Annotated in this window: 18 protein-coding genes; 8 read left to right on the forward strand and 10 right to left on the reverse strand. The window is 74.8% G+C overall.

The features are described from left to right. Nucleotides 1-49 precede the first annotated feature (49 nt). The 7 genes from FHX75_RS05515 to FHX75_RS05545 all read right to left on the reverse strand — a co-directional run bounded on the left by FHX75_RS05515 (nt 50) and on the right by FHX75_RS05545 (nt 8,750). On the reverse strand, nt 50-271 hold the full coding sequence (locus FHX75_RS05515; RefSeq protein WP_154936964.1) for a DUF433 domain-containing protein: 222 nt from the start codon (nt 269-271) through the stop codon (nt 50-52). 9 nt (nt 272-280) lie between these two features. Next, the gene (locus tag FHX75_RS05520) at nt 281-1,423 is read right to left on the reverse strand and encodes an acyl-CoA dehydrogenase family protein (protein ID WP_154936965.1); all 1,143 of its coding nucleotides are present in this window, start codon (nt 1,421-1,423) and stop codon (nt 281-283) included. Further along, on the reverse strand, nt 1,420-2,535 hold the full coding sequence (locus tag FHX75_RS05525) for a M24 family metallopeptidase (RefSeq protein WP_154936966.1): 1,116 nt from the start codon (nt 2,533-2,535) through the stop codon (nt 1,420-1,422). Before FHX75_RS05525 ends, FHX75_RS05520 begins: the two co-directional genes overlap by 4 nt. 91 nt (nt 2,536-2,626) lie before the next feature. Continuing rightward, nucleotides 2,627-2,839 (reverse strand): hypothetical protein, encoded by a 213-nt coding sequence (locus tag FHX75_RS05530; RefSeq protein ID WP_154936967.1) that lies wholly within the window; start codon nt 2,837-2,839, stop codon nt 2,627-2,629. Beyond that, nucleotides 2,836-3,096 carry a low temperature requirement protein A gene (locus FHX75_RS05535; protein ID WP_154936968.1) on the reverse strand — a complete coding sequence of 87 codons (261 nt, stop codon included), beginning with the start codon at nt 3,094-3,096 and terminating at the stop codon, nt 2,836-2,838. Before FHX75_RS05535 ends, FHX75_RS05530 begins: the two co-directional genes overlap by 4 nt. Before the next feature lie 81 nt (nt 3,097-3,177). Then, nucleotides 3,178-7,623: a HAMP domain-containing protein gene (locus tag FHX75_RS05540; RefSeq protein ID WP_154938829.1), complete on the reverse strand. Its 4,446-nt coding sequence runs from the start codon at nt 7,621-7,623 to the stop codon at nt 3,178-3,180. Nucleotides 7,624-7,856: 233 nt separating this feature from the next. Then, entirely contained in the window at nt 7,857-8,750 is an 894-nt protein-coding gene (locus tag FHX75_RS05545; protein WP_154936969.1) for a winged helix-turn-helix transcriptional regulator, read from the reverse strand. A gap of 85 nt (nt 8,751-8,835) precedes the next feature. Between FHX75_RS05545 and FHX75_RS05550 the strand changes: the two genes are divergently transcribed. The 3 genes from FHX75_RS05550 to FHX75_RS05560 all read left to right on the forward strand — a co-directional run bounded on the left by FHX75_RS05550 (nt 8,836) and on the right by FHX75_RS05560 (nt 11,467). Further along, nucleotides 8,836-10,098 carry an MFS transporter gene (locus FHX75_RS05550; RefSeq protein ID WP_154936970.1) on the forward strand — a complete coding sequence of 421 codons (1,263 nt, stop codon included), beginning with the start codon at nt 8,836-8,838 and terminating at the stop codon, nt 10,096-10,098. A 131-nt stretch (nt 10,099-10,229) separates the two neighbouring features. After that, nucleotides 10,230-10,448: a hypothetical protein gene (locus FHX75_RS05555; RefSeq protein WP_154936971.1), complete on the forward strand. Its 219-nt coding sequence runs from the start codon at nt 10,230-10,232 to the stop codon at nt 10,446-10,448. A gap of 98 nt (nt 10,449-10,546) precedes the next feature. Then, on the forward strand, nt 10,547-11,467 hold the full coding sequence (locus tag FHX75_RS05560) for a 5'-3' exonuclease (protein ID WP_154936972.1): 921 nt from the start codon (nt 10,547-10,549) through the stop codon (nt 11,465-11,467). Between the two features lie 50 nt (nt 11,468-11,517). Here FHX75_RS05560 and FHX75_RS05565 read toward each other — a convergent pair whose 3' ends face one another. Continuing rightward, nucleotides 11,518-14,319, reverse strand: coding sequence for a DEAD/DEAH box helicase (locus tag FHX75_RS05565; protein WP_154936973.1), 2,802 nt, complete (start codon nt 14,317-14,319; stop codon nt 11,518-11,520). Between the two features lie 164 nt (nt 14,320-14,483). On the opposite strand from FHX75_RS05565, the gene FHX75_RS05570 reads away from it, so the two are divergent. From FHX75_RS05570 to FHX75_RS05580, 3 genes are all read left to right on the forward strand, one after another. Next, nucleotides 14,484-15,170, forward strand: coding sequence for an HAD family hydrolase (locus FHX75_RS05570; protein ID WP_211364414.1), 687 nt, complete (start codon nt 14,484-14,486; stop codon nt 15,168-15,170). A gap of 84 nt (nt 15,171-15,254) precedes the next feature. Continuing rightward, nucleotides 15,255-15,956: a TetR/AcrR family transcriptional regulator gene (locus tag FHX75_RS05575; RefSeq protein WP_211364335.1), complete on the forward strand. Its 702-nt coding sequence runs from the start codon at nt 15,255-15,257 to the stop codon at nt 15,954-15,956. Nucleotides 15,957-16,458: 502 nt separating this feature from the next. After that, complete coding sequence (locus tag FHX75_RS05580; RefSeq protein ID WP_154936975.1) at nt 16,459-17,454, forward strand: EamA family transporter; 996 nt, start codon at nt 16,459-16,461, stop codon at nt 17,452-17,454. On the opposite strand, the gene FHX75_RS05585 is transcribed toward FHX75_RS05580, so the two are convergent. Next, nucleotides 17,417-18,343 (reverse strand): diacylglycerol kinase family protein, encoded by a 927-nt coding sequence (locus FHX75_RS05585; protein ID WP_154936976.1) that lies wholly within the window; start codon nt 18,341-18,343, stop codon nt 17,417-17,419. The genes FHX75_RS05580 and FHX75_RS05585 overlap by 38 nt on opposite strands. Nucleotides 18,344-18,402: 59 nt before the next feature. Beyond that, nucleotides 18,403-19,446 (reverse strand): zinc-dependent alcohol dehydrogenase family protein, encoded by a 1,044-nt coding sequence (locus FHX75_RS05590; RefSeq protein WP_154936977.1) that lies wholly within the window; start codon nt 19,444-19,446, stop codon nt 18,403-18,405. A 372-nt stretch (nt 19,447-19,818) separates the two neighbouring features. Here FHX75_RS05590 and FHX75_RS05595 point away from each other — a divergent pair, with 372 nt between their 5' ends. Together FHX75_RS05595 and FHX75_RS30570 are read left to right on the forward strand one after the other, a co-directional pair. Next, nucleotides 19,819-20,364: a hypothetical protein gene (locus FHX75_RS05595; protein WP_154936978.1), complete on the forward strand. Its 546-nt coding sequence runs from the start codon at nt 19,819-19,821 to the stop codon at nt 20,362-20,364. Next, nucleotides 20,357-23,089: a M48 family metalloprotease gene (locus FHX75_RS30570; RefSeq protein ID WP_170285287.1), complete on the forward strand. Its 2,733-nt coding sequence runs from the start codon at nt 20,357-20,359 to the stop codon at nt 23,087-23,089. The genes FHX75_RS05595 and FHX75_RS30570 overlap by 8 nt, the downstream gene beginning before the upstream one ends. The last annotated feature ends 61 nt before the right edge of the window (nt 23,090-23,150 follow it).

Genomic DNA, 23,150 nt, shown 5'->3' on the forward strand with positions numbered 1-23,150 from the left:
TGCAACCTACCGGGTGGAAGCCCGGGGTGCGACGACCGGCCGCCCGCGGTCACGCTGGGCGGGCCGTCCGGTCGCGCACCGCATCGGCCGCGTAGTTCAGCACCTCGGCCATGTCCTCCTCGTCGAGGAAGGGCAGGTCGGTGAGGATGTCGGTGACGGACATCCCCTCCGCCATCATGGCCAGCAGGGTGGCCACCGGGATCCGGGACTGCCGCACGCAGGGCGCGCCACCCATCACCTCGGGGTCGACGGTGATCCGGGGGAAGGTCACCGGGACAGGCTAGCCCTTCGCCAGCGCCCGGGAGATCACCAGCCGCTGGATCTGGTTGGTGCCCTCGACGATCTGGAGCACCTTCGCCTCCCGCATGTACCGCTCCACCGGGTGGTCGGCGACGTAGCCGGCGCCGCCGAGCACCTGCACCGCGTCGGTGGTCACCCGCATCGCCACGTCGGTGGCGAAGAGCTTCGCCTTCGCCGCCTCGATCGAGTACGGCCGGCCGGCGTCGCGCAGCCGGGCGGCGGCCAGCGTCAGCGCCCGGGCGGCGGAGATCTGCGTGGCCAGGTCGGCGAGGTTGAAGCCGAGCCCCTGGAAGTCGATGATCGCCTGGCCGAACTGCCGCCGTTCCTTCGCGTAGCCGACCGCGTAGTCGAGGGCGGCCTGGGCCAGCCCGACCGCGCAGGCGGCGATGCCGAGCCGGCCGGAGTCCAGGGCCGACATGGCGATGGTGAAGCCCATGCCCTCGCCGCCGATCAGCCGGTCGGCGGGCACCCGGGCGTCGTCGAAGGCGATCTGCGCGACCGGGGAGGCGTGCAGGCCCATGGTCCGTTCGGCGGCCTGCGGGTGCAGGCCCGGGGTGTTCCGGTCGGCCAGCAGGCAGGAGATGCCCTTCGGGCCGGGGCCGCCGGTGCGGCAGAAGATGTTGTAGAAGTCCGCCACCCGGGCGTGCGTGATCCACGCCTTGGTGCCGGAGACGACGTACGAGTCACCGTCGCGGACGGCCTTCGTGGTCATCGCCGCCGCGTCCGAGCCACCCTGCGGCTCGGAGAGGCAGTACGCCCCGAGCAGCTCCCCGCCGATCATGTCGGGCAGCAGCTTGCGCTGGGCGTCGTTGCCGAACTGGGCCACCGGGTAGCAGGACAGGGTGTGCACGCTGACCGCCTCGGCCACGGCGAGCCAGCGGCTGGCCAGGATCTCCAGCACCTGGAGATAGACCTCGTACGGCTGGGCGGCGCCGCCGTACTCCTCGGCGTAGGGCAGGCCGAGCAGGCCGACCCGGCCCAGGGTGCGCAGCACCTCCCGGGGGAACTCGGCGCGCTCCTCGAACCCGGCGGCCCGGGGGGCCAGCTCGCGGTCGGCGAGTTCGGTGGCGAGGTCGAGCAGGTCGTGGGCCTCGTCGGTGGGGAGGATCCGGTCGACAGTCATAGCGCGATGAGCTCCGTGGGGGTGGTGTTGAGCCGGTGCACGCCGTCCGTTGTGCAGACGACGATGTCCTCGATGCGGGCGCCGTGTCGGCCCGCGAGGTAGATGCCGGGTTCGATGGAGAACGCCATGCCGGGCTCCAACGGCCGGGAGTTGCCGGCGACGACGTACGGCTCCTCGTGCCCGTCCAGGCCGATGCCGTGGCCGGTGCGGTGCAGGAAGGCGTCGCCGTACCCGGCGGCGGTGATCGGCTCGCGGGCGGCCGCGTCGACCGCCTCGGCGGTGACGCCGGGCCGGACCGCGGCCACGGCGGCGCGCTGCGCCGTCTGCAGCACCTGGTAGTAGTCGGTGAACTCGGCCGGGGCGCGTCCGCCGGCGAGGTAGGTGCGGGTCGAGTCGGAGCAGTAACCCGAGGGCATGGTCCCGCCGATGTCGACGACGACGGGTTCGCCGGCCTGGATCGGGCGGTCCGAGGTGCCGTGGTGCGGGCTGGCGCCGTTCGGGCCGGCGGCGACGATGACGAAGTCCACGGTCGCGTGGCCGGCGGCGCGGATCGCCGCGGCGATGTCGGTGGCCACCTCGGCCTCGGTCCGCCCCGACCGCAGCCACTCACCCATCCGGGCGTGCACCGCGTCGATCGCGGCACCCGCCTCCGCCAGGGCGGCGATCTCGGCGGGCGACTTGCGCACCCGCAACTCGCGCAGCACCTCCCCGGCGAGCCGCTGGGTCGCCCCCGGCAGCGCGGCGCGCAGCCCGAGGACCTGCTCGGCCCACATCCGGTCGGCCAGCCCGACCGCCGCGACCGGTCCGCCGAGGGCGGCGGTGACCAGCGGGTACGGGTCGGTGCCGTCGGCGTGGTCGACGATGCGCACGCCGGTGGCCGGCGCCGGGGACGCCTCGGCGGCCGGACGTTCCAGGGTGGGGACGATCAGGGTCGGCTCGCCCTCGGCGGGGAGCACCAGGCAGGTCAGCCGCTCCCCCGCGTGCGCGTCGTAGCCGGTCAGGTAGCGCAGGTCGGAACCGGGGGTGAGAAGCAGCGCGTCCAGGCCGGCGGCGGCGGTGGCGCGGCGCGCGGCGACCAGCCGGTCGGGCGGATACAGTTCGGCGGTTCCCACCCCGTCAGCTTAACGGTCGTTTGGGCGCTCCCGGGAGTCGGTCGCCGGTTCGCCAGCCACCCGCCCCGGGCCGGGCCCGATGCCGCCGCTCCTACACGGCGGCGACCAGGAGGACCACGGCGAGCAGGCCGAGCGCCGCCACCGCGGGCAGGGCCCGACCGAGCGGCAGCAGCGCCAGGATGACGCCGACGAGGGCCACCTGGGCCCGGCGCACCGGGTAGGCGGAGAACCGCAGGAAGAGCAGCCGCCCGACCAGGAACAGCGCCGTCCCGCCGTACAGGGCGGTGACGCCGGACCAGCTCATCGACCCGGCGGCCGCGGCGCGCCGTGCACGACGGTCAGCACCTCCTCGACGCCGAGCGCGACGTAGATGACGCCGACGACCAGCAGCAGGTGGGAGAGGCTGTAGGCGTCGCTGGCGATCCGGTCCCGGCGGTCCCCCGTCGACCGGTCGAGGGTCCGCTCGGCGGCGGGCGCGACGTGGTCGAAGTAGAGCCACCACAGGCAGACGGTCACCGCGAGCCCGACCAGCGCCGCACCCAGCACCGGCGGCCGGGTCACCGCTGGTCGCGGGGCCGGACGGGTGCGTCGGGGAAACGTCCGCCTCCCGGGGCACCGGGTCCCGGGAGGCGGACGGCGACGTCAGCTGCTGAGCCAGCGGTGGATGCAGTGCAGCAGGTCGTCGGCGTCGACCGGCTTGGTGACGTAGTCGCTGGCGCCCGAGGAGATGCTCTTCTCCCGGTCGCCGTGCATCGCCTTGGCGGTGACGGCGATGATCGGCAGCTCGGCGTAGCGGGGCATGGCCCGGATCGCCGCCGTGGCGGCGTACCCGTCCATCTCCGGCATCATCACGTCCATCAGCACCAGGTCGATGTCGTCGTGGCGCATCAGCGTCTCGATGCCCTTGCGGCCGTTCTCGGCGTAGACGACGTCGATGCCGTGCAGTTCCAGGATGTTGGTCAGCGCGAAGACGTTGCGGGCGTCGTCGTCGACGACCAGGACCTTACGCCCGGTCAGCGCCGCGGCGAACGCGTCCCCGGCCAGCGTGGCGTCGGCGGTGGGGGGCGTGAGCGGCACGACCCGGTCGGGGCTCTCCGCCGACAGGTGCAGGGCGATCCGCTCGCGCAGGTCGTCCAGGCTGCGCAGCACCTCCAGCGGCCGGTCCTTGGCGATGGCCTGCAGCAACGTCTCCTGGCCGGCGGTCAGCGGCTGCCCGTGGTAGGCCAGCACCGGCAGGCGGTGCAGGTCCGGGTGGTCGTCGAGCGCCTTGAGCAGGGCCGTCCCCTCGACGGACATGTCCAGGTGCAGCACCAGCAGGTGGTACCGGTGCGCGCTGAGCGCCTCGATCGCCGACGTCGTGTCCACCGCCGTGGACACGTCGACCGCGTGCTCCGCCGGCCCCGCCGCGACGCCCTGGGCCAGCATGGTGAGCAGGCCCTTGTCGTGGCCCTCGAGCACCAGCAGGCGCCGCTGCTCGGTACGCCGGTAGGTGTCCGGCTCCGCCGGCCCGGCCAGGTGGCCGCCGACCGGGCCGACGGCCTCGACGCCGTACGGTCCGACGACGGTGGCCGGCAGGTAGAGGGTGAAGGTGCTGCCCTGACCCAGGACGCTCTGCGCGGTGATCCGGCCGCCCAGCAGGTGGGCGATCTCGCGGCTGATGGAGAGACCGAGGCCGGTGCCCCCGTACCGGCGGCTGGTGGTGCCGTCGGCCTGCTGGAAGGCGTCGAAGATCGCGGTCAGGTGCTGCTCGGCGATGCCGATGCCGGTGTCGATGACCCGGAACGCGATGACGGTCTCCGCCGGCTCGACGCCGCCGGGCAGCTCGTCCGGCCGGGCCCGCTCGATGCGCAGCTGCACGCTGCCCTGCTCGGTGAACTTGACCGCGTTGGAGACCAGGTTGCGCAGCACCTGGCGCAGCCGCTGCTCGTCGGTGTGCAGGGTGGTGGGCACGTCCGGGCCGGTGACGATGTCCAGCTCCAGCCCGCGCGGCGTGGTCAACGGGCGGAAGGTGGCATCGACGTAGTCGCGCAGGACCGACAGGTCGAACGTCTCCGGGTTGATGTCCATCTTGCCGGCCTCGACCTTCGACAGGTCGAGGATGTCGTTGATCAGCTGCAACAGGTCGGTGCCGGCGGAGTGGATCACCGTCGCGTACTCGACCTGCTTGCTGGTCAGGTTGCGGTTCGGGTTCTGCGCGAGCAGCTGGGCCAGGATGAGCAGCGAGTTCAGCGGGGTACGCAGCTCGTGGCTCATGTTGGCCAGGAACTCGGACTTGTACTTCGAGGCGAGCGCGAGCTGCTGGGCACGCGCCTCCAGCTCCTGGCGGGCCTGCTCGATCTCGGAGTTCTTCGTCTCGATGTCGTGGTTCTGCCGGGCGAGCAGCGCCGCCTTGTCCTCCAGTTCGGCGTTGGAGCGCTGCAGCTCCTCGGAGCGGGCCTGCAGCTCCTCCGACCGGGTCCGCAGCTCGGCCGCGAGGCGCTGGGACTCGGTGAGCAGGATGTCGGTACGGGCGTTGGCCACGATGGTGTTGACGTTCACCCCGATGGTCTCGGTGAGCTGGTCGAGGAAGTCGCGCTGGGTGTCGGTGAACCGGCTCATGCTGGCCAGCTCGATGACGCCGAGCACCTGGTCCTCGAAGAGCACCGGCAGCACCACCAGGTGCAGCGGGGCGGCGGCCCCCAGGCTGGACGAGACGGTCACGTAGTCGGCCGGCACCGCGTCGACCACGATGGCCCGCTTGCTCACCGCCACCTGCCCGACGAGGGAGTCGCCGAGGGCGTAGCGGCGCCGGGTGGCGTCGTGCCCGTAGCCGCCGACCACCCGCAGCGCCTTGCCCTCGGACAGGTCATCGACCAGCAGGAACGTGCCGAGCTGCGCGGAGACCAGGGGCGCCAGCTCGTTCATCACCAGACCGGCGACCACCTCGAGGTCGCGGTGGCCCTGCATGAGCCCGGAGATGCGGGCCAGGTTGGTCTTGAGCCAGTCCTGTTCCTGGTTGGTGCGGGTGGTCTCGCGCAGCGACTCCACCATCGAGTTGATGTTGTCCTTCAGCTCGCCGACCTCGCCCGGGGCGTCCACCGTGATGGACCGGGTCAGGTCGCCGGTGGCGACGGCGCTGGTCACCTCGGCGATCGCCCGCACCTGGCGGGTCAGGTTGCCGGCCAGCTCGTTGACGTTCTCGGTGAGCCGCTTCCAGGTGCCGGAGACGCCCTCGACCTCCGCCTGACCGCCGAGGCGGCCCTCGCTGCCCACCTCCCGGGCCACCCGGGTGACCTCGGCGGCGAAGCTGGAGAGCTGGTCGACCATCGTGTTGATGGTGGTCTTCAGCTCCAGGATCTCGCCGCGGGCGTCGACGTCGATCTTCTTGGTCAGGTCGCCCTGCGCCACCGCCGTGGTGACCTGGGCGATGTTGCGAACCTGGCCGGTGAGGTTGTTCGCCATCGAGTTGACGTTGTCGGTCAGGTCCTTCCAGGTGCCCGCGACGTTGGGCACCCGGGCCTGACCGCCGAGGCGTCCCTCGGTGCCCACCTCGCGCGCCACCCGGGTCACCTCGTCGGCGAACGCGCTCAGCGTGCCGACCATCGTGTTGATGGTCTGGGCCAGGACCGCGACCTCACCCTTGGCCTCGACGGTGATCTGCCGGCTCAGGTCGCCCTGGGCGACGGCGGTGGCGACCAGCGCGATCGAGCGCACCTGGTTGGTGAGGTTGTTGGCCATCTCGTTGACGTTGTCGGTCAGGTCCTTCCAGGTGCCGCCCACGTTGGAGACCCGGGCCTGACCGCCGAGCCGCCCCTCGGTGCCGACCTCGCGCGCCACCCGGGTCACCTCGTCGGCGAACGCGGAGAGCTGGTCGACCATCGTGTTGATGGTCTCCTTCAGCGCCAGGATCTCCCCCCGCGCGTCGACCCGGATCTTCTGCGTCAGGTCGCCCTTGGCGACCGCGGTGGTGACCTCCGCGATGCTGCGCACCTGCGCGGTGAGGTTGTCGGCCATCACGTTGACCGACTCGGTGAGGTCCTTCCAGGTGCCGGAGACGCCCTTCACGTCGGCCTGGCCGCCGAGGCGGCCCTCGGTGCCCACCTCCCGGGCGACCCGGGTGACCTCGTCCGCGAACGACGACAGCTGGTCCACCATCGTGTTGATGGTGCTCTTCAGCTCCAGGATCTCGCCGTGCGCGGTGACGGTGATCTTCTGCGACAGGTCACCCCGGGCCACCGCCGTGGCCACCTGGGCGATGCTACGCACCTGGTCGGTGAGGTTGCCGGCCATCGAGTTGACCGAGTCGGTCAGGTCGCGCCAGGTGCCGGCGACGCCGCTGACCTGGGCCTGGCCGCCGAGCCGCCCGTCGGTGCCGACCTCCCGGGCGACCCGGGTGACCTCGTCGGCGAACGACGACAGCTGGTCCACCATCGTGTTGATGGTGCTCTTGAGCTCCAGGATCTCACCGCGGGCGTCGACGGTGATCTTCTGCGACAGGTCACCCCGGGCCACGGCGGTGGTGACCTGGGCGATGTTGCGGACCTGGCTGGTCAGGTTGCCGGCCATGAAGTTCACCGAGTCGGTGAGGTCGCGCCAGGTACCGGCGACACCGGGCACCTCGGCCTGACCGCCGAGACGGCCCTCGCTGCCCACCTCCCGGGCGACCCGGGTGACCTCGTCGGCGAACGACGACAACTGGTCCACCATCGTGTTGATGGTGATCTTCAGTTCGAGGATCTCGCCGCGCACGTCGACGGTGATCTTCTGCGACAGGTCACCCCGGGCCACCGCCGTGGCCACCTCGGCGATGTCGCGGACCTGGTCGGTGAGGTTGCCGGCCATCGCGTTGACCGAGTCGGTGAGGTCCTTCCAGGTGCCGGAGACGCCGGGCACCTCGGCCTGACCGCCGAGCTGGCCCTCGGTGCCGACCTCCCGGGCCACCCGGGTCACCTCGGAGGTGAACAGCGACAACTGGTCCACCATGCCGTTGAAGACGGTGGCGATCTCGCCGAGCAGCCCGTCGGCGTCCTCGGGCAGCCGGGTGCCGAAGTCGCCGTCCCGCACCGCCGTCAGGCCCGCCAGCAGCTGCCGCAGGCCCGGATCGGCCATCGGCCCGCCGGCACTGCCCGCCGTCTCGCGTCGCCGCGGCACCGTCTGTTCGACCACCACTCGCCCCCATCGCCGAGCCGCCGGGCATGGGGGAAACCCTTGCCTGGCGACAACATTAACCGCGCAAGTATGCACACTGCCCGAGCCGCCCGCACCGGACGGCGAACCGGGGTGAGCTGCGTCGGCGTGGCGGGGCCGTAGTGAGCGCTGCGGCTGGTCGGGTGTGCCTCGGGTCACGGCGGCGACGGGTGGCCGCACGACCGCCGGACCAGCTCCACCATCTCCGCCACCGAGCCGGCCGGGTCGGTCACCGGGTACTGCACCGCGCGGACCACGGCGTCGGGGTCGACCAGCAGGGTGAGCCGCTTGAACCGGTCCACCCCACCGACCCGGAACGTCGGCAGCAGCAACCCCGCCGCGAGCCGCCCGTCCTGGTCGGACAGGAGCGGGTACGGCAGCCGGGCGTACTCGGCGAAGGCCCGCAACTGGTCGGGGCGCTGGGTGCTCACGCCGCGCACCTCGGCGCCGGCGGTCCGGATGACCTCGTGGCGGTCGGCGTACGTGCGGGCCTCCAGCGTGCACCCGATGGCGCCGGGGATGTCCCCCCAGCCCGGCGGAAGTCCCTGATCGCCGGGGGCGAACGCGCCGGGGAAGAGGTAGAGCACCGTCCAGCGGCCCGGTACGGCCGGCGGCTCGTCGCCGCCGTCGTGCCGGGGCAGCGTGCCCGCCGGCAGCCGGCGGCCGACGAGCTGGCGTACCCGGCGGGCCTCGGCGGAGTCGGCGCGCGCGGTCGCGGTGAGGGCCCCGTCGCCCATCACGTGCCGGCTGCCCCAGTCCTGCAGGGCGACCAGGACCGGCAGCAGCCCCTCCCCCTTCGGCGTGAGCAGGTAGTCGTAGCGCGGCGGGTGGTGCGAGTACGCCTCCCGGCGCAGCACCCCGTGCTCGACCAGCGCGGCGAGTCGTTCGGTCAGTGCCCGGCGGCTGACGCCCAGCTCGCGCTGGAGCGCGTCGAAGCGGGTGGTGCCGCCGGCGACGTCGCGCACGATCAGGAAGGTCCACCAGTCGCCCAGCACGCCGAGGGCCTGGGCGATGCCGCAGTCGGCGTCGGCGAGGTCCGCCCGCCTCATCCACCCACCTCCTCGCTCGGTCCGCCGTCGACTATAGTCCGTTCCAGATTGGAACTCACTGGCTCGGGGACGGGGGTTGACGGTCATGACCGTCGAGCAGGGAGCCGGGGTGTTCTGGCGCTGGTGGGCCGCCGGCACGACCAGCCTGGTCGGGTCGGCGGTCGGCGGGGTGGCGCTGCCGCTGACCGCGCTGACCGTGCTGGACGCGACCGCCTTCGAGATGGGCCTGGTCGCCGCCGCCGGCTACGTGGCCTGGCTGGTGATCGGGCTGCCCGCCGGGGTCATCGTGCAACGGCTGCCGCTGCGCGGCGCGCAGGTCGGCGCCGACCTGGCCCGCGCCGTCGCGGTGGCGTCCATCCCGCTGGCCTGGTGGTGGGGGTGGCTGACCGTCGCCCAGCTGGTCGTGGTGGCGCTGGTGGTCAGCTTCGCCAACGTGCTCTTCGACGTCGCCAACTCCACCTTCCTGCCGGCCATCGTCGGCCGCGAGCAGCTGCACGCCCGCAACAGCCTGACCTCGGCCACCCACGCCGCCACCCAGCTCAGCGGCCCCGCGCTGGGCGGGCTCGCGGTGCAGGCCCTCGGCGCGGTGCCGACGGTGCTGGTCGACGCGGCAAGCTACCTCGTCTCCGCGGCGCTGCTGCGCTCGCTGCCGGCCCGCCGCGCGGACGCCCCCGACCGGTGGCCCCCGATCCGCCAGATGATCGGCGAGGGCTGGCGCTACGTGACCCGTCACCCGGTGATGGGCCCGACCATGTGGACCGCCACCGCGGTGAACTTCGTCTGCGGGGCGCAGCTCGCGATCTACCCGCTCTACCTCGTCCGCGAGCTGCACGCCCCGGCCGTGCTGGTCGGCGTGCTGCTCGCCGTGGAGGGCGTCGGGTCGCTGGTGGGCGCCGCGCTGACCCCGTGGATCACCAGCCGGTGGGGCACCGCCCGGTCGGTCCTGGTCGCCTGCGTGGTTTCCGTCGCCGGCGCGTTCGTCGTCCCGCTCGGGCTGGGCTGGCCGGCGTACCTGGCGTTCGCCGTCGGCAACGTGGTCTTCGCCGGCAGCGTGGTGGTGCTCAGCGTGACCACCCGCACCTACCGGCAGACGGCCAGCCCGCCCGAGCTGCTCTCCCGGGTGATGGCCACCGTCCGCTTCGTCTCCTGGGGCGCGATCCCCGTCGGCGGGCTGGTCGCCGGCGCCCTCGCCGGTGTCGTCGGCGCGCGGGGCACCCTGTTCGTCTTCGCCGCCGCCGCGGTGGGCGCGCCGCTGGCCCTGCTCCGCTCGCCCGTACGCCGGCTGCGCGACTTCGCCGACCTGCCGGTCGACCGGGCCGGGGACCGGGACGTCGTCGGCGTCCGCTGAGCGCCCGGGAGGGCGACACTCTCGTCGTTCGCCTGTCTGCCGGCTGCGGCCCCGGCCAGCGGCGAATATCGGTCCGCCCGCCGATCACCGCCGATAGCCTGGACCGGAGTCGGTCGGCGGAAGGGGGCGCGGTGGCGCAGGAGCGCGCGGTCAGGCGGCGTCGCCGGTTGCTCCTCGCCGGCATCCTCGCCGTGCTCGGGCTGGCGCTGCTCGGGCTCGGCCTGACCGTCGCCGACGGCGTCCTCGCCGGCGTCGAGGTGGTGCTGGCGATCGTGCTGCTGCTGTCCAGCTACGCCCTGCAGTACGTGGCCCGCCGCGAGACGCTCTACCGCCACGACGACGAGCGGTGAGCCACGGCGGGACGGCAAGGGCCCGGACCGGAGCCGACCAGGTCGGCGCGGCCCGCCACGTCCCCACACCGTCGTAGGGCTGTGACAGGCTGTCGGGCGTGGCACAGCGACCCCCGATCCTGCTGATCGACGCGCCGAGTCTCTACTTCCGGGCCTACTTCGGCATTCCCGAGTCGGCCGCGAAGACCGAGGACGGCCAGCCGGTCAACGCCGTCCGCGGCTTCCTCGACATGCTCGCCCAACTGGTGCGCACCCGCCGCCCCGACCGGATGGTCTGCGCGCTGGACCACGACTGGCGGCCAGCCTGGCGGGTGGAACTGCTGCCGTCGTACAAGGCGCACCGGGTCGCGCCGCAGGGCGGCGAGGTGGTGCCGGACACCCTCTCCCCGCAGGTGCCGATGATCCTGGACGTGCTGGAGGCGATCGGCATCACCGCGGTCGGCGCGACCGGCTACGAGGCCGACGACGTGCTCGGCACGCTGTCGGTGACCCAGGACGCGCCGGTGGAGGTGGTCTCCGGCGACCGCGACCTGTTCCAGCTCGTCGACGACGGGCGCCCGGTGCGGCTGCTCTACATCGGGCGGGGCGTGGCCAAGCTGGAGGACTGCGACGACGCGGCGGTCCGCGCCCGCTACGGGGTGCCCGCCGACCGGTACGCCGACTTCGCCGCGCTGCGCGGCGACCCGAGCGACGGGCTGCCCGGCGTGCCCGGGGTGGGCGAGAAGACGGCCGCCCGACTGATCGACCGGTACGGCGGCCTCGCCGGCATCCTCGCCGCGCTGGACGAGCCCGGTTCCGGCTTCGCGCCGGGGCTGCGCGCCAAGCTGGACGCGGCCCGGGGCTACCTGGCCGTCGCGCCGAAGGTGGTGGAGGTGGCCCGGGACGTACCGCTGCCGGCGCTGCCCACCGCGTTGCCGACGGCGCCCGCGCAGCCGGAGCGGCTGCTGGAGCTGGCGCAGCGGTGGAACCTGGCCGGCTCCTGCCGGCGGCTGGTCGACGCCCTCGCCGACCGGCCCTGACCACCGGCCGGGGCGGGCCGGGACGAGCGACGGACGCCGCGGGGTGGGTCTCATGTGGAGAAGTGGTACGCCAGCACGCCTCGGTTGACGGCGGCGATCGCCTGCCGCGCGGTGGACCGCAGGTCGGCCGAGGCGCCACCGGAGTCGGCGAGCTGACCGAGCAGGTCGACGACCTGCCGGGACCAGCGCACGAAGTCGCCGGCGGGCATCTCCCCGTCGATCTCGTGCCCGCTGGCCAGCACCTTGGCCAACGCCTCGCCCCGGGCCCAGCGGTAGATCGGCCAGGCGAAGCCGAGGTCCGGCTCGCGGGTGACGGTGAGACCTCGGCCGGCCTCGTCGGCCTCGATCTCCCCCCACAGCTTGAGCGTCTCGTCGACCGCGTCGGCGACCGGGCCGCGGGGCAGTGAGGCCCGCTCGTCGACGTCGCGGCGGGCCTCGAAGACCACCACCGAGACGGCGGCGGCCAGCTCGGCCGGGGAGAGCCCGTCCCAGACTCCCCGGCGCAGGCACTCGGCGACCAGCAGGTCCGCCTCGGTCCAGATCCGGCCGAGCATCCGACCGGCGTCGGTGACCCCGCCGTCGGCGGAGAGGTAGCCCCGGGCGGTGAGCAGCGCGACGATCCGGTCGAACGTCCGGGCCAGCGAGCCGGTCCGGCCGGCCACCCGCTGGCGCAGCTCCTCGGTGTCCTTCTCCAGCCGGCGGCGCCGCTCCGCCCAGCGGGCGTGCTCCTCCCGGTCCGGGCAGGCGTGGCAGGGGTGGTGGCGCAGCTCGGTGCGGAGCTGGCTGAGCCGGTGGTCCTCGCCGGCGGCCTCCCGGGAGCGACCGCCGCGGCGACCGCCGTGCCGGTCCAGGCCGGTGCCGCTGACCTCGGCGGCGAGGTCGCGCCGGGCACCCGGGGAGCGGTGGTTGAAGTGCTTGGGCACCCGGATGCGGGCCAGCACCTCCGCCGGAGTCGTGAAGTCGCCGGGGCTGACCCGGCCGGCCCAGCGGTCCTGGGTGAGCACCAGCGGGCGCGGCTCGCCGAAGCCGCCGGTGGCCGGGTCGAGCACGACAGCCAGCCCGGCCCGCCGACCCGACGGCACCCGGATCACGTCGCCGACCCGCAGCCGCTCCAGCGAGGCGACCGCCGTCGCCTTGCGCTGGGTCTGCCCCTGCCGGGCGATGGCCCGCTCGCGGTCGGCGATCGCCACCCGCAGCGCGAAGTACTCGTCGAAGTCGCCGTGGTGGCAGGCGGCCTCCACGCCGTACGCCTCGATGGTCTCGGTGTTGCGCTGCACCTGCCGCGCCAGGCCGACCACCGACCGGTCCGCCTGGAACTGCGCGAACGACGACTCCAGCAGCGCCCGGGCGGGCTCCGCGCCCACCGTGCCGACCAGGTTGACCGCCATGTTGTACGACGGCCGGAAGCTGGAGCGCAGCGGGTACGTCCGGGTGGAGGCGAGCCCGGCGACGTGCCGCGGGTCGGTCTCCGGGGACCACACCACGACGGCGTGCCCCTCGACGTCGATGCCGCGCCGGCCGGCCCGGCCGGTGAGCTGCGTGTACTCCCCCGGCGTCAGGTCGACGTGCGCCTCGCCGTTGAACTTGACCAGCCGTTCCAGCACCACGCAGCGGGCCGGCATGTTGATGCCCAGCGCGAGGGTCTCGGTGGCGAAGACCGCCTTGACCAGGCCGCGGACGAACAGCTCCTCGACGACCTCCTTGAACACCGGCAGCATGCCGGCGTGGTGCGCGGCCAGGCCGCGCTCCAGCCCGTCGAGCCACTCCCAGTAGCCCAGCACCGTCAGGTCCTCGCCGGGGATGGCGGTGACCCGGGACTCGACCACCCGGCGGATCTCGGCGCGCTCCTCGGGCGAGGTGAGGCGCAGCCCGGCGGCGAGGCACTGCTGCACGGCGGCGGCGCAGCCGGCGCGGCTGAAGATGAACAGGATCGCCGGGAGCAGCCCCTCGCGGTCGAGCCGGTCGACGATGTCCGGACGCATCGGGCCGCGCCAGCGGGGACCGCGCCGCCCGGCGCCGGGGCCGGCGCTGCGCCCCTCGCCCAGCTCCAGGCGGCGCACCGTGTCGCGGGTGTAGCGCAGCAGCTCCGGGTGCACGTCGTGCTTGCGGGCCGCGTCCGCGTCGTGGAACAGGTCGAACATCCGCTTGCCGACCAGCATGTGCTGCCACAGCGGCACCGGCCGGTGCTCGCTGACCACCACCGCGGTCTCACCGCGCACGGTGACCAGCCAGTCGGCGAACTCCTCGGCGTTGGAGACGGTGGCCGACAGCGAGACCAGGGTGACCGAGGCGGGCAGGTGGATGATCACCTCTTCCCAGACCCCGCCGCGGAACCGGTCGGCGAGGTAGTGCACCTCGTCCATCACCACGTAGGCCAGGCCTTCCAGAGTGGCCGAGCCGGCGTAGAGCATGTTGCGCAGCACCTCGGTGGTCATCACCACCACGGGGGCGTCGCCGTTGATCGCGTTGTCGCCGGTGAGCAGGCCGACCTGTTCGGCGCCGTACCGGTCGACGAGGTCGTGGTACTTCTGGTTGGACAGTGCCTTGATCGGCGTGGTGTAGAAGCACTTGCGCCGGGCGGGCGGCTGCTCGCCGCCGCCGGCCGCCGCCGGCCGCGCGGGCGTCCCCTGCAGGGCCAGGTGTACGGCGAACTCGCCGACGACGGTCTTGCCGGCGCCGGTGGGAGCGCAGACCAGCACGCCGCTGCCCCGCTCCAGGGCCTGGCACGCCTCACGCTGGAAGTCGTCGAGATCGAACCCCAGATCGAGGGCGAACTCGTCCAGCGCCGGGAACTGGGAGGCCTGCGCGGCCCGGCGGCGCGCCGCGGCGTACCGCTCGGCGGGGCTCGACATGTCCTCAAGATTAGTGCGTACTCCGCACGGCTACCCGCCAAGGCCGTCCGCCGGGGTGGTCGGCGGGGGTCGGTAGGGTGCACGACGTGCCGGATCATGCCCAACCGCCCCATGTCCCGAGCGGCGCCGACGACGCCGTCCGCCCGGGTCCGCCCCGCCGCGCCGTGGAGGCGGTCCTGTTCGACTTCCACGGCACCCTGGCCCAGGTGGAGGAACCCCACGAGTGGGTACTCCAGGCGGCTGCCGCCTGCGGGGTGACGCTGGAGCGGATGCGCGCCACCGCGCTGGCCGACCGGCTGCTCACCGCGGGTCGGGCGGGCGGGCCGCTGCCGGCGCGGGTGCCGCCGCGGCTGGCCGAGCTCTGGGCCGACCGGGACCTCTACCCGTACGCGCACCGGGGGGCCTACACCGGGCTGGCCGAGACGGTGGACGCCGGCATCGAGGGCTTCGCCGAGGCGCTCTACGAGCGGCTGCTGGTCCCGGAGGGCTGGGTGCCCTATCCGGGCGTCGAGGCCACCCTGGGCGCTCTGCACAAGGCGGGGGTGAAGGTGGCGGTGGTGAGCAACATCGGCTTCGACATCCGGCCGCTCTTCGCCGCCTGGGGTCTCGACGGGCTGGTCGACGCGTACGCCCTGTCGTACGAGGTGGGGCGCTGCAAGCCGGACCCGGGGATCTTCCTGCGCGCCTGCGGAATGCTGGGCGCGGACCCGGAGCGGACGCTGATGGTGGGCGACACCCCGGCCGACGCCGGCGCGGTGAACGCCGGCTGCGCGGTGCTGGTGCTGCCCTGCGCCGATCCGGGCCGGGAGAACGGCCTCGGCGCGGTGCTCGACCTGGCGCTGCGCGACTGACCTGCGGTGATATATCAGCGCTAACAGGATCTTGATAATCACGTTAGCGTCGGCCGCTAACACCGAGAGGTTATCGTCGCTATCGTGACCGAGACGTCGGCCCGGGACCGGATCGTGCGGGCCGCCGCCGCGCTGCTCGCCGAGGGCGGCCGGGCGGCGGTCTCCACCCGCGCGGTGAGCCGCGCCGCCGGGGTGCAGGCCCCCACCATCTACCGCCAGTTCGGCGACCTGCGCGGCCTGCTCGACGCCGCCGCCAGCTACGGCTTCGCCGCGCACCTGCACGCGCAGGCCGCCCACGAACCCGCCGACGACCCGGTGGACGACCTGCGCCGGGGCTGGGACATGCACGTCGGGTTCGGCGTCGCCAACCCGGCCTTCCACACCCTGATGTACGGCGACCCGCGCCCCGGCGCGCGCCCCACTGCCGCCAGGGTGGCGGCCGACATCTTCCGCCAGCTCGTCGTGCGGGTGGCCGAGGCGGGCCGGCTGCGCGTCGACGTGGACCGGGCGGCCGAGATGGTCCACGCGGCGAGCTGCGGCGTCACCCTCACCCTGATCCAGGGCGGCGACCCGGGCCTGTCGGTCGCCACCCGGGAGGCGGTCGTCACCGCGATCTGCGCCGACAGTCCCGCCGCCCGCGCCGTCCGCCCACCGGACCGGCCGGTCCGCCACGCCGTCGCGCTGCGGGCGGCGCTGCCGCAACTGGCCGGCGACCTCACCCCGGCCGAGCGGGCGCTGCTCGCCGAATGGCTGGACCGGCTCGCCGGCGCCGACCGCCAAGCGTGATGCACTCCGCCCCGGCGGCGTGGCGGGATTCAGGCGCGCGGCAACCGCCGGGTCAGCGAGGCGGCAGGCGCCGATCGCGGGCATGATCCACCCCGCTACGGCGGCATGGCGGTGTCCGAGGGCGCGGGACGCCGCCAGGTCGGCGAAATGGTGAGCCGGCCGCCGCCATGGCGGTGCCCGAGGGCGCGGGACACCGCCAGGTCGGCGAAATGGTGAGCCGGCAGCCGCCATGGCGGTGCCCGAGGGCGCGGGACACCGCCAGGTCGGCGAGATGGAGAGCCGGCCGCCGCCATGGCGGTGCCCGAGGGCGCGGGACACCGCCAGGTCGGCGAGATGGAGAGCCGGCCGCCGGCATCGCGGTCTCCGAGGGCGCGGGACACCGCCAGGTCGGCGAAATGGTGAGCCGGCCGGGCGGCGGCGAGCGCCGTCGCCGGTGTGGGGGCCTGCACGCGACCGGCCACCGGCTGCGGGCCGGTCCGGTGGGCGCACTAGCGTCGCGGGAATGGACTCCCACGCCCGCCCGTCGACGCCCGCCCGCATCCTGCGACGCTGGGGAACCGGCCAGGTGGGGGCGGTCGGGCTGGTGCTCGGCGGCGCGCTGTCGGTGCACTTCGGCTCGGCGGTCGCGGCGCTGCTCTTCCCCCGGGCCGGGGTGGCCGGCACGGTCACGCTGCGGCTGGCCGTCGGCGCGCTGCTCATGCTGCTGGTGTGCCGGCCCCGGCTGCGGGGCTACGGCCGGGGCGACTGGGCGTCGGTGGTCCTGTTCGGGCTCGCCCTGGCCGGCATGAACTCGGTGTTCTACCAGGCCATCGAGCGGATCCCGCTGGGGCCGGCGGTGACCCTGGAGGTGCTCGGGCCGCTCACCCTGTCGGTGCTGACCGCCCACCGGTGGACCGCGTGGTGCTGGGCCGGTCTGGCGCTGGCCGGGGTGGCGCTGCTCGGCCAGGGCGGGTTCGACCGACTGAACCCGGTCGGCGCCGGCCTGGCGCTGGGCGCGGGGGCGCTCTGGGCGGCGTACATCGTCTGCTCGGCCCGGGTCGGCGGCCGGTTCCCCCGGGCCGACGGGCTGGCCCTGGCCATGACGGTCGCGGCCCTGCTCACCCTGCCGTTCGGGCTGGCCGACGCCGGGACGCGGCTGTGGCACCCGGCCGTGCTGGCGCTCGGCGCCGGGCTGGCGCTGCTCGCCTCGGTGCTGCCCTACACCCTCGAACTGCTGGCGCTGCGCCGGCTGGCCACCTCGACCTTCGCGGTGCTGATGAGCCTCGGCCCGGCGCTCGCCGCGCTCGCCGGCTGGCTGGTCCTCGGGCAGGACCTGCACGTGACGGAGGTGCTCGCCATCGCCCTGGTGGTCGCCGCCAGCATCGGAGCCGTGCGGGCCGGCGCGACGCGTACCGCCGACCGACCGGAGCACCCCGACGCCGCACCGGCCGGCCCGGTGGACACCGGCACGGACGAACAGCTCAGCGCAGCAACCGCACCGCCCCCGGCACGGCGGTGATCCGCACCGGCAGGTCGAGCGAGCGTTCCCCGTCGGCGTACGTGGTGATGCCCTCGGCGGCCAGCTCCACCGTGCGGGCCCGGTAGCTGCGCACCAGCGGGTGCGTCACGTGGGTGCCCTGGTAGATACGCGGCTTGACCCGCATCAGGGTGCGCCGGTCGAACCGCCCGCCGACCACCACGTCCAGCAGTCCGTCGGTGGGGTCGGCGTCCGGGCAGATCCGCATCCCGCCGCCGTAGCTGGCGCCGTTGCCGACCGCCACCAGCACCGCGTCCAGCTCGTGCACCTCGCCGTCCAGGCGCAGCGTGTAGCGGCGCGGGCGCAGCCGGGCCAGCTCGATCAGGATCGCCAGGTCGTAGCGGCGGGGACCGCGCGGCCAGCGCATCCGATTGGCCCGCTCGTTGACGATCGCGTCGAAGCCCGCCGCGAGCACCGCCCCGTACCAGCGGTCGCCGCCGTCCGTTCCGGTCATCCGGGCCAGGTCGACCGGCCGGGTGCGTCCCTCGCGCAGCGCGGCGGCGATCACCTCGACGGCGCCCAGCGGGTCGGCCGGGAAGCCGCTGTCGGCCGCGAAGTCGTTGCCGGTGCCGGCCGGGACCGGGCCGAACGGCACCGCCGTACCGGCGACCGCCTGCAACGCCCGGTGGACCGTGCCGTCGCCACCCACAGCGATCAGCGCGCCCGCGCCGCAGGCGACCGCGGCGTGGCACGCCGCCTCCGCCTCGGCCGGGGTACCCGCCGTCAGGAGCTCGACCGGGCGGCCGGCGGTGGCCAGCCGCTCCAGCAGTGCGGGCAGCAGGCCACGGTGCCGGCCCCGGCCCGCGGTCGGGTTGGCGAGCACGGCCACGGGGCCGGTCGAGGAGTGATCGTCTGCGGTCACGGCGAGCACCGTACGGTACGGCGGACGCCGCCCACCAGAGGCGGCGTCGTCACCGGCGGTAGTGGCGGTCAGAAGGTGATGCGGACCTTCAGCGCGGTGCGCTCGTCCATCGCCCGGTAGCCGTCGGGCACCCCGTCGAGGGTGACGGTCCGGTCGAAGACCGGCGACGGGTCGATGGTGCCGTCGAGCACGTCGGCGAGCAGCTCCGGGATGTAGGTGCGGGCCGGGGCGACCCCGCCGCCGAGGGCGACGTTGCGGCCGAACATCTGGCGGATGTCCACGCCGGCGCTGCCCCCGTGCGGCACCCCGACGTAGCCGACCGCGCCACCGTCGCGGGCGATGGAGATCGCCGTACGCATGGACTCCTCGGTGCCGACGGCCTCCAGCACGGCGTGCGCGCCCTGGCCCTTGGTCAGCTCCCGGACGGCGGCGACCGCCGCGTCGCCGCGCTCGGCGACCACGTCGGTGGCGCCGAACGCTCGGGCGATGTCGGTGCGGGCGGTGTGCCGGCCCAGCGCGATGATCTGCTCGGCACCGAGCCGCCGGGCGGCCAGCACCCCGCAGAGCCCCACCGCGCCGTCGCCGACGACCGCGACGGTGGCGCCGGGGCGGACCCGGGCGGCGAGCGCCGCGTGGTGACCGGTGGACATCACGTCCGACAGCGCCAGCAGCGCGGTGAGCAGCTGCTCGTCGCCGGCGGCCTCGGCGGGGAGCCGCACCAGCGTGCCGTCGGCGTACGGGACGCGGACGGCCTCGCCCTGCCCGCCGTCGGAGCCGGGCTCGCCCCAGAACCCGCCGTGCGGGCAGGAGGTGGGCAGGCCCTCGCGGCAGAAGTCGCAGACGCCGTCGGACCAGACGAACGGGGCCACCACCAGGTCACCCACGCGCACCGAGGACACCTCGGCACCGGTGGCCTCCACCACGCCCAGGAACTCGTGGCCGATGCGCTGCCCCGGCTGGCGGCTGGCCACCCCCCGGTACGCCCACAGGTCGCTGCCGCAGATGCAGGCGGTGACCACCCGGACGACCGCGTCGGTCCGGTGGCGCACGCCGGCGTCGGGGACCTCCTCGACGCGAATGTCGTTCGGGCCGTGGATCACGGTGGCGCGCATGTGACCGTCCTTCGGGGATCGACAGTGATCGGCGGCACCGCCGCCACCGGAGCGGGCGGGCGACGCGCCCGGACGACCGTACCGGCACCCCGAGCGCGCCCCACGCGGTGCCGGGCCGGCGTGGCCGGCCTCACCCCGCACCCAGCGCGATCGAAAGGCGCCTCGCCCGCCTCGGTGATCAAGAAGTTTGCGTCAGGGTCCGGAGCTGATTCCGACGCAAACTTCTTGATCACGGCGGGGACGGCGGGTGCGGCGAGGAGGGGGAGGTGACGGGTGGTGACTGTCTGATTGCTGATCGCGGTCGGCGGGGGTGGCTCCTAACGTGACCGGCGGAGCGCGCGGCGACCCGACAGGCCGGGAGGCACGATCACCATGAACCCGACCAGCCAGGTCTCGGGCGGCGGGACGGAGGAGGACCTCGTCCGGCTGGCGATCCGGGCGGTGGCCCCCGAGGAGGAGCCACTGCTGGTGTTCCTGCAACCGGCGTACCGGCGGCGCCCCGACCGCTGGCGCGACGACCCGCGCGACCTGGTGCGGGTGGGCGGCGGTGAGGCCGGGGGCGGCGGGTTCCACGAGACCGTCGAGCCGCTGCTGCCGTACGTCATGGTGCTGACCGGTGTCGCGCTCACCGCGCTGCGCGACGCGGCGCAGGGCCACGCCACCGACGCGGTGCGCGGCGGCCTGCGCCGGCTCGGCCGGCGGTGGCGGGCCCGCCGCTCGGGTGCCGAGGCGCCGGCGCTGCCGGCGGTGCGGCTGCGCCCCGGTCAGGTGCTGCGCATCGAGGAGGCGGTCACCGCCGCCGCCCGCGACCCGCGCTGGGCGCTCACCGAGGACCAGGTGGCGCTGCTGCGCGCCGCAGTGCGGGACGCGTTCGTGGCGCGGTTCGGGGTGGACGGCGGAAACGCCGACGGTGAGTGAGGCGACGCCGCACCGCGCCGGCCGCGCCGCGGTGACCCCGCCACTGCCCTCACCGGCCCTGGGCCGCTTCGTCGCCGTGGTGACCGCGGTCGTCGGGACGAGCATGTTCGGCTGGCAGACGGTGCTCATCGACGCGGCGCTCACCCGGGAACGGGCCGAGTGCGTCACCGGGCTGCGCCGGTTTCCGCCGCCGATCGACGTGCGCGCGGGCACGGTCAACGAGGAGTCGGCCGCGGCGGTGCAACGGTGCCTCGGCACCCTGCACGCCGACGTGGTGCGCCAGATGCTCGTCGGCCTGGCGGTGCTGGCGGCCGTGACGGCGGCGATCTACCTGGCCGCGCCGTGGTGCGAACGCCGGTGGCGCGACCTGCGCCGGCTGGACCGGATGCCGGGCACCGAGGCGTTGCGGGCGGACCTGGCCGCCCTGGTCCGCGAGGCGGGGTTGCGTCGGCCGCCGACGTTCGTGGTGTCGAGGTCGGCACGGGTCAGCGGCAACACCTTCGGCACGTTCGGCGTCCGGTACGTCCGGCTCGACCTGGGGCTCGTGCACGCCCACCGGACGGCGCCCGGCGTGTTCCGGGCGGTCGTACTGCACGAACTCGCCCACCTGCGCAACGCGGACGTGGACCTGACCCGGTTGACGATCGCGTTGGCGTGGGCCTTCCCGCTGGGCGTGCTCGCCCCCGTCGCGGTCAACTACGCCGGCGCCGTACCGGCCACGCACCTGCTCGGGGACGCCTGGCGGTTGGCGGTGTTCGCGCTGGTGGTGCAGGTGTCGGCCTGGTCGGTGCTGCGGGCCCGGGAGTTCGCCGCCGACGCCCGGCTGAGCAGAGTGGACGCGGCGACCGCCCGGGCGATGCTCGCGGCCGACCGCACCCGCGCCGGACGCTGGTCCCGCCTCGCCGCGGTGTTCCGGTTCCAGCCGCTGGCCGGGGCCCGCGCCGACGAGCTGGCCCGGCCGGCGCGCCGGGTCGCCGCCCGCCCGGTCGAGGCGCTGGGGGCCGGCCTGGCGGCCGGGATCGCCGCACCGCCGCTGCTGGACCTGATGTCGCACCTGCCGCGCACCCTGGGCGGCCCCGATCCGCTCACCGGCGGCGCGTTCCTCGTCGGCCTGCTGCTCGGCGCGCCGCTGGCCCTGGTCACCACCGGCGCGCTGTGGCGGTCGGCCTGGTGGGCGCGGCACGGTGGCGGCCGGGCGTCCCGGGGTGGCCTGTTCGGCGCGGCGCTCGCCGCCGGGCTGCTCGTCGGCCGCCGGCTGGCCTGGTCGGCCGGGTACGCCAGCGACCGGCCGGCCTGGTGGGTCGAGCTGACCTGGGCCGTGCTCGGGATCGCCGGTGGCGTCCTGCTCGGCCGCTGGGTCGCCCTCGGCGCTCGCACGCACCTGCGCCGGGTCCCCGTGGACGACGCGACCCGCACCCGCCTGGCGTGGGCCGGCGCCGCCGTGGCCACGACCGTGCTGACCGCCGCCCTCGTGGCGTCGTTCCTGGTCCTGGGCGCGTGGTCGGCGGACTCCGAGCTGAGCATGCCCCGGGTGCTCGCGGCGCGGGAGGGCCACCCCGACCAGGTCACCGCGCTCACCCTGCTGGACACCCTCGGCTGGTACGTCCGCGTGCTGGCCGACCAGGCGCCGTACCTGCTGGCGCTGCCGCTGGCCGCCGCGCTGTACCCGGTCCTGGCGAACCGGCACGCCACCCGGCGGGCGATCCGGCTCGGTTTGGTCGCGGGAGTCGTCGGCGCGGCGGCGCTGCCAGTGGTGGTGGCCGGCGTCGCGGTCGCGGTCCGGGACCCGGGCCTCGGGCCGGCGGCGCTGCGGGGGCTGGTCGAGGGTCACACCCTGCTGCCGGTGACGCTGGTGGAGATGACCGTGGCGGTCGCGGCCGTGGCCGGCCGGCGGCTGTCGGTCTGGCACGCCCTGCTCGCCGCCGGCACGGCGGGGCTGCTGCTGGCGCCGGTGCTGGTGGCGGTGACGGCGGCGTTGCCCTGCCTCGACACGGCCGCCGACCTCAGCTGTGTCCGACCTCCGGAGCGGGTTCTCGTCGTCCGGGCGGTCAGTCACGCCCTCCTCGTCGCACCGGTCTTCGCGACGCTGGCCGCGGCGCTCGGCGCCGCGGTGACGGCGGCGCTCGCCGTGGCGGCGCGCACCCGGCACCGGCGCTGGCTGCTGGCCGGCGCCGCCGTCGTGGTGCTGCTCGGCGCGTCCGGGGCGGTCGCCGGCGGGTACCGGGGGCCGGGGCGGGCGGCGGTGACCGGACAGGACGGTTGCCTGGTCGGGGTGTGGCGGCTCACCGCCGGCCGCTACCACGTCCCGGTCGCCGCCGACTCGCCGCTGGGCACGCTGGCCGGACTGCGACAGGACGCGAGCGTGGATCTCGCCAGCGGCCCGGAGACCGGCTTCGCCAGCGCGTACCGGGTGGACGGCACCGCGACGGACCTGTTCGACCTGACCGTGGCCGAGGGTTCCCTCAACGGGCACACCGTGCGCAACGTCCGGCGGGGCACGCAGACGTACCGGTGGACCGCCGGGGCCGGGCGGTACCGGCAGCGCGACGGGGTGACCGCGGGCGACGTGAACCTGCTGCGGGTCGACGGCCGGGAGCTGGACATCAGCTCGGTGATGGCGGACTCGGAGGGCTCGTACCGCTGCGCCGGTGACCGGCTGGTGATCCGGCTGACGGCCGACGACGGGTCGTGGGGCGAGGAGACCTTCGTCCGCAGCCGCGCCTGACGGGCCGAGACATCGCGGCATTTACATTTAACAAAGTTAACTGATAGCCTCCCGCGCATCG

The organism is Micromonospora palomenae, assembly GCF_007829925.1.
GTDB classification, from domain to species: Bacteria; Actinomycetota; Actinomycetes; order Mycobacteriales; family Micromonosporaceae; genus Micromonospora; species Micromonospora purpureochromogenes.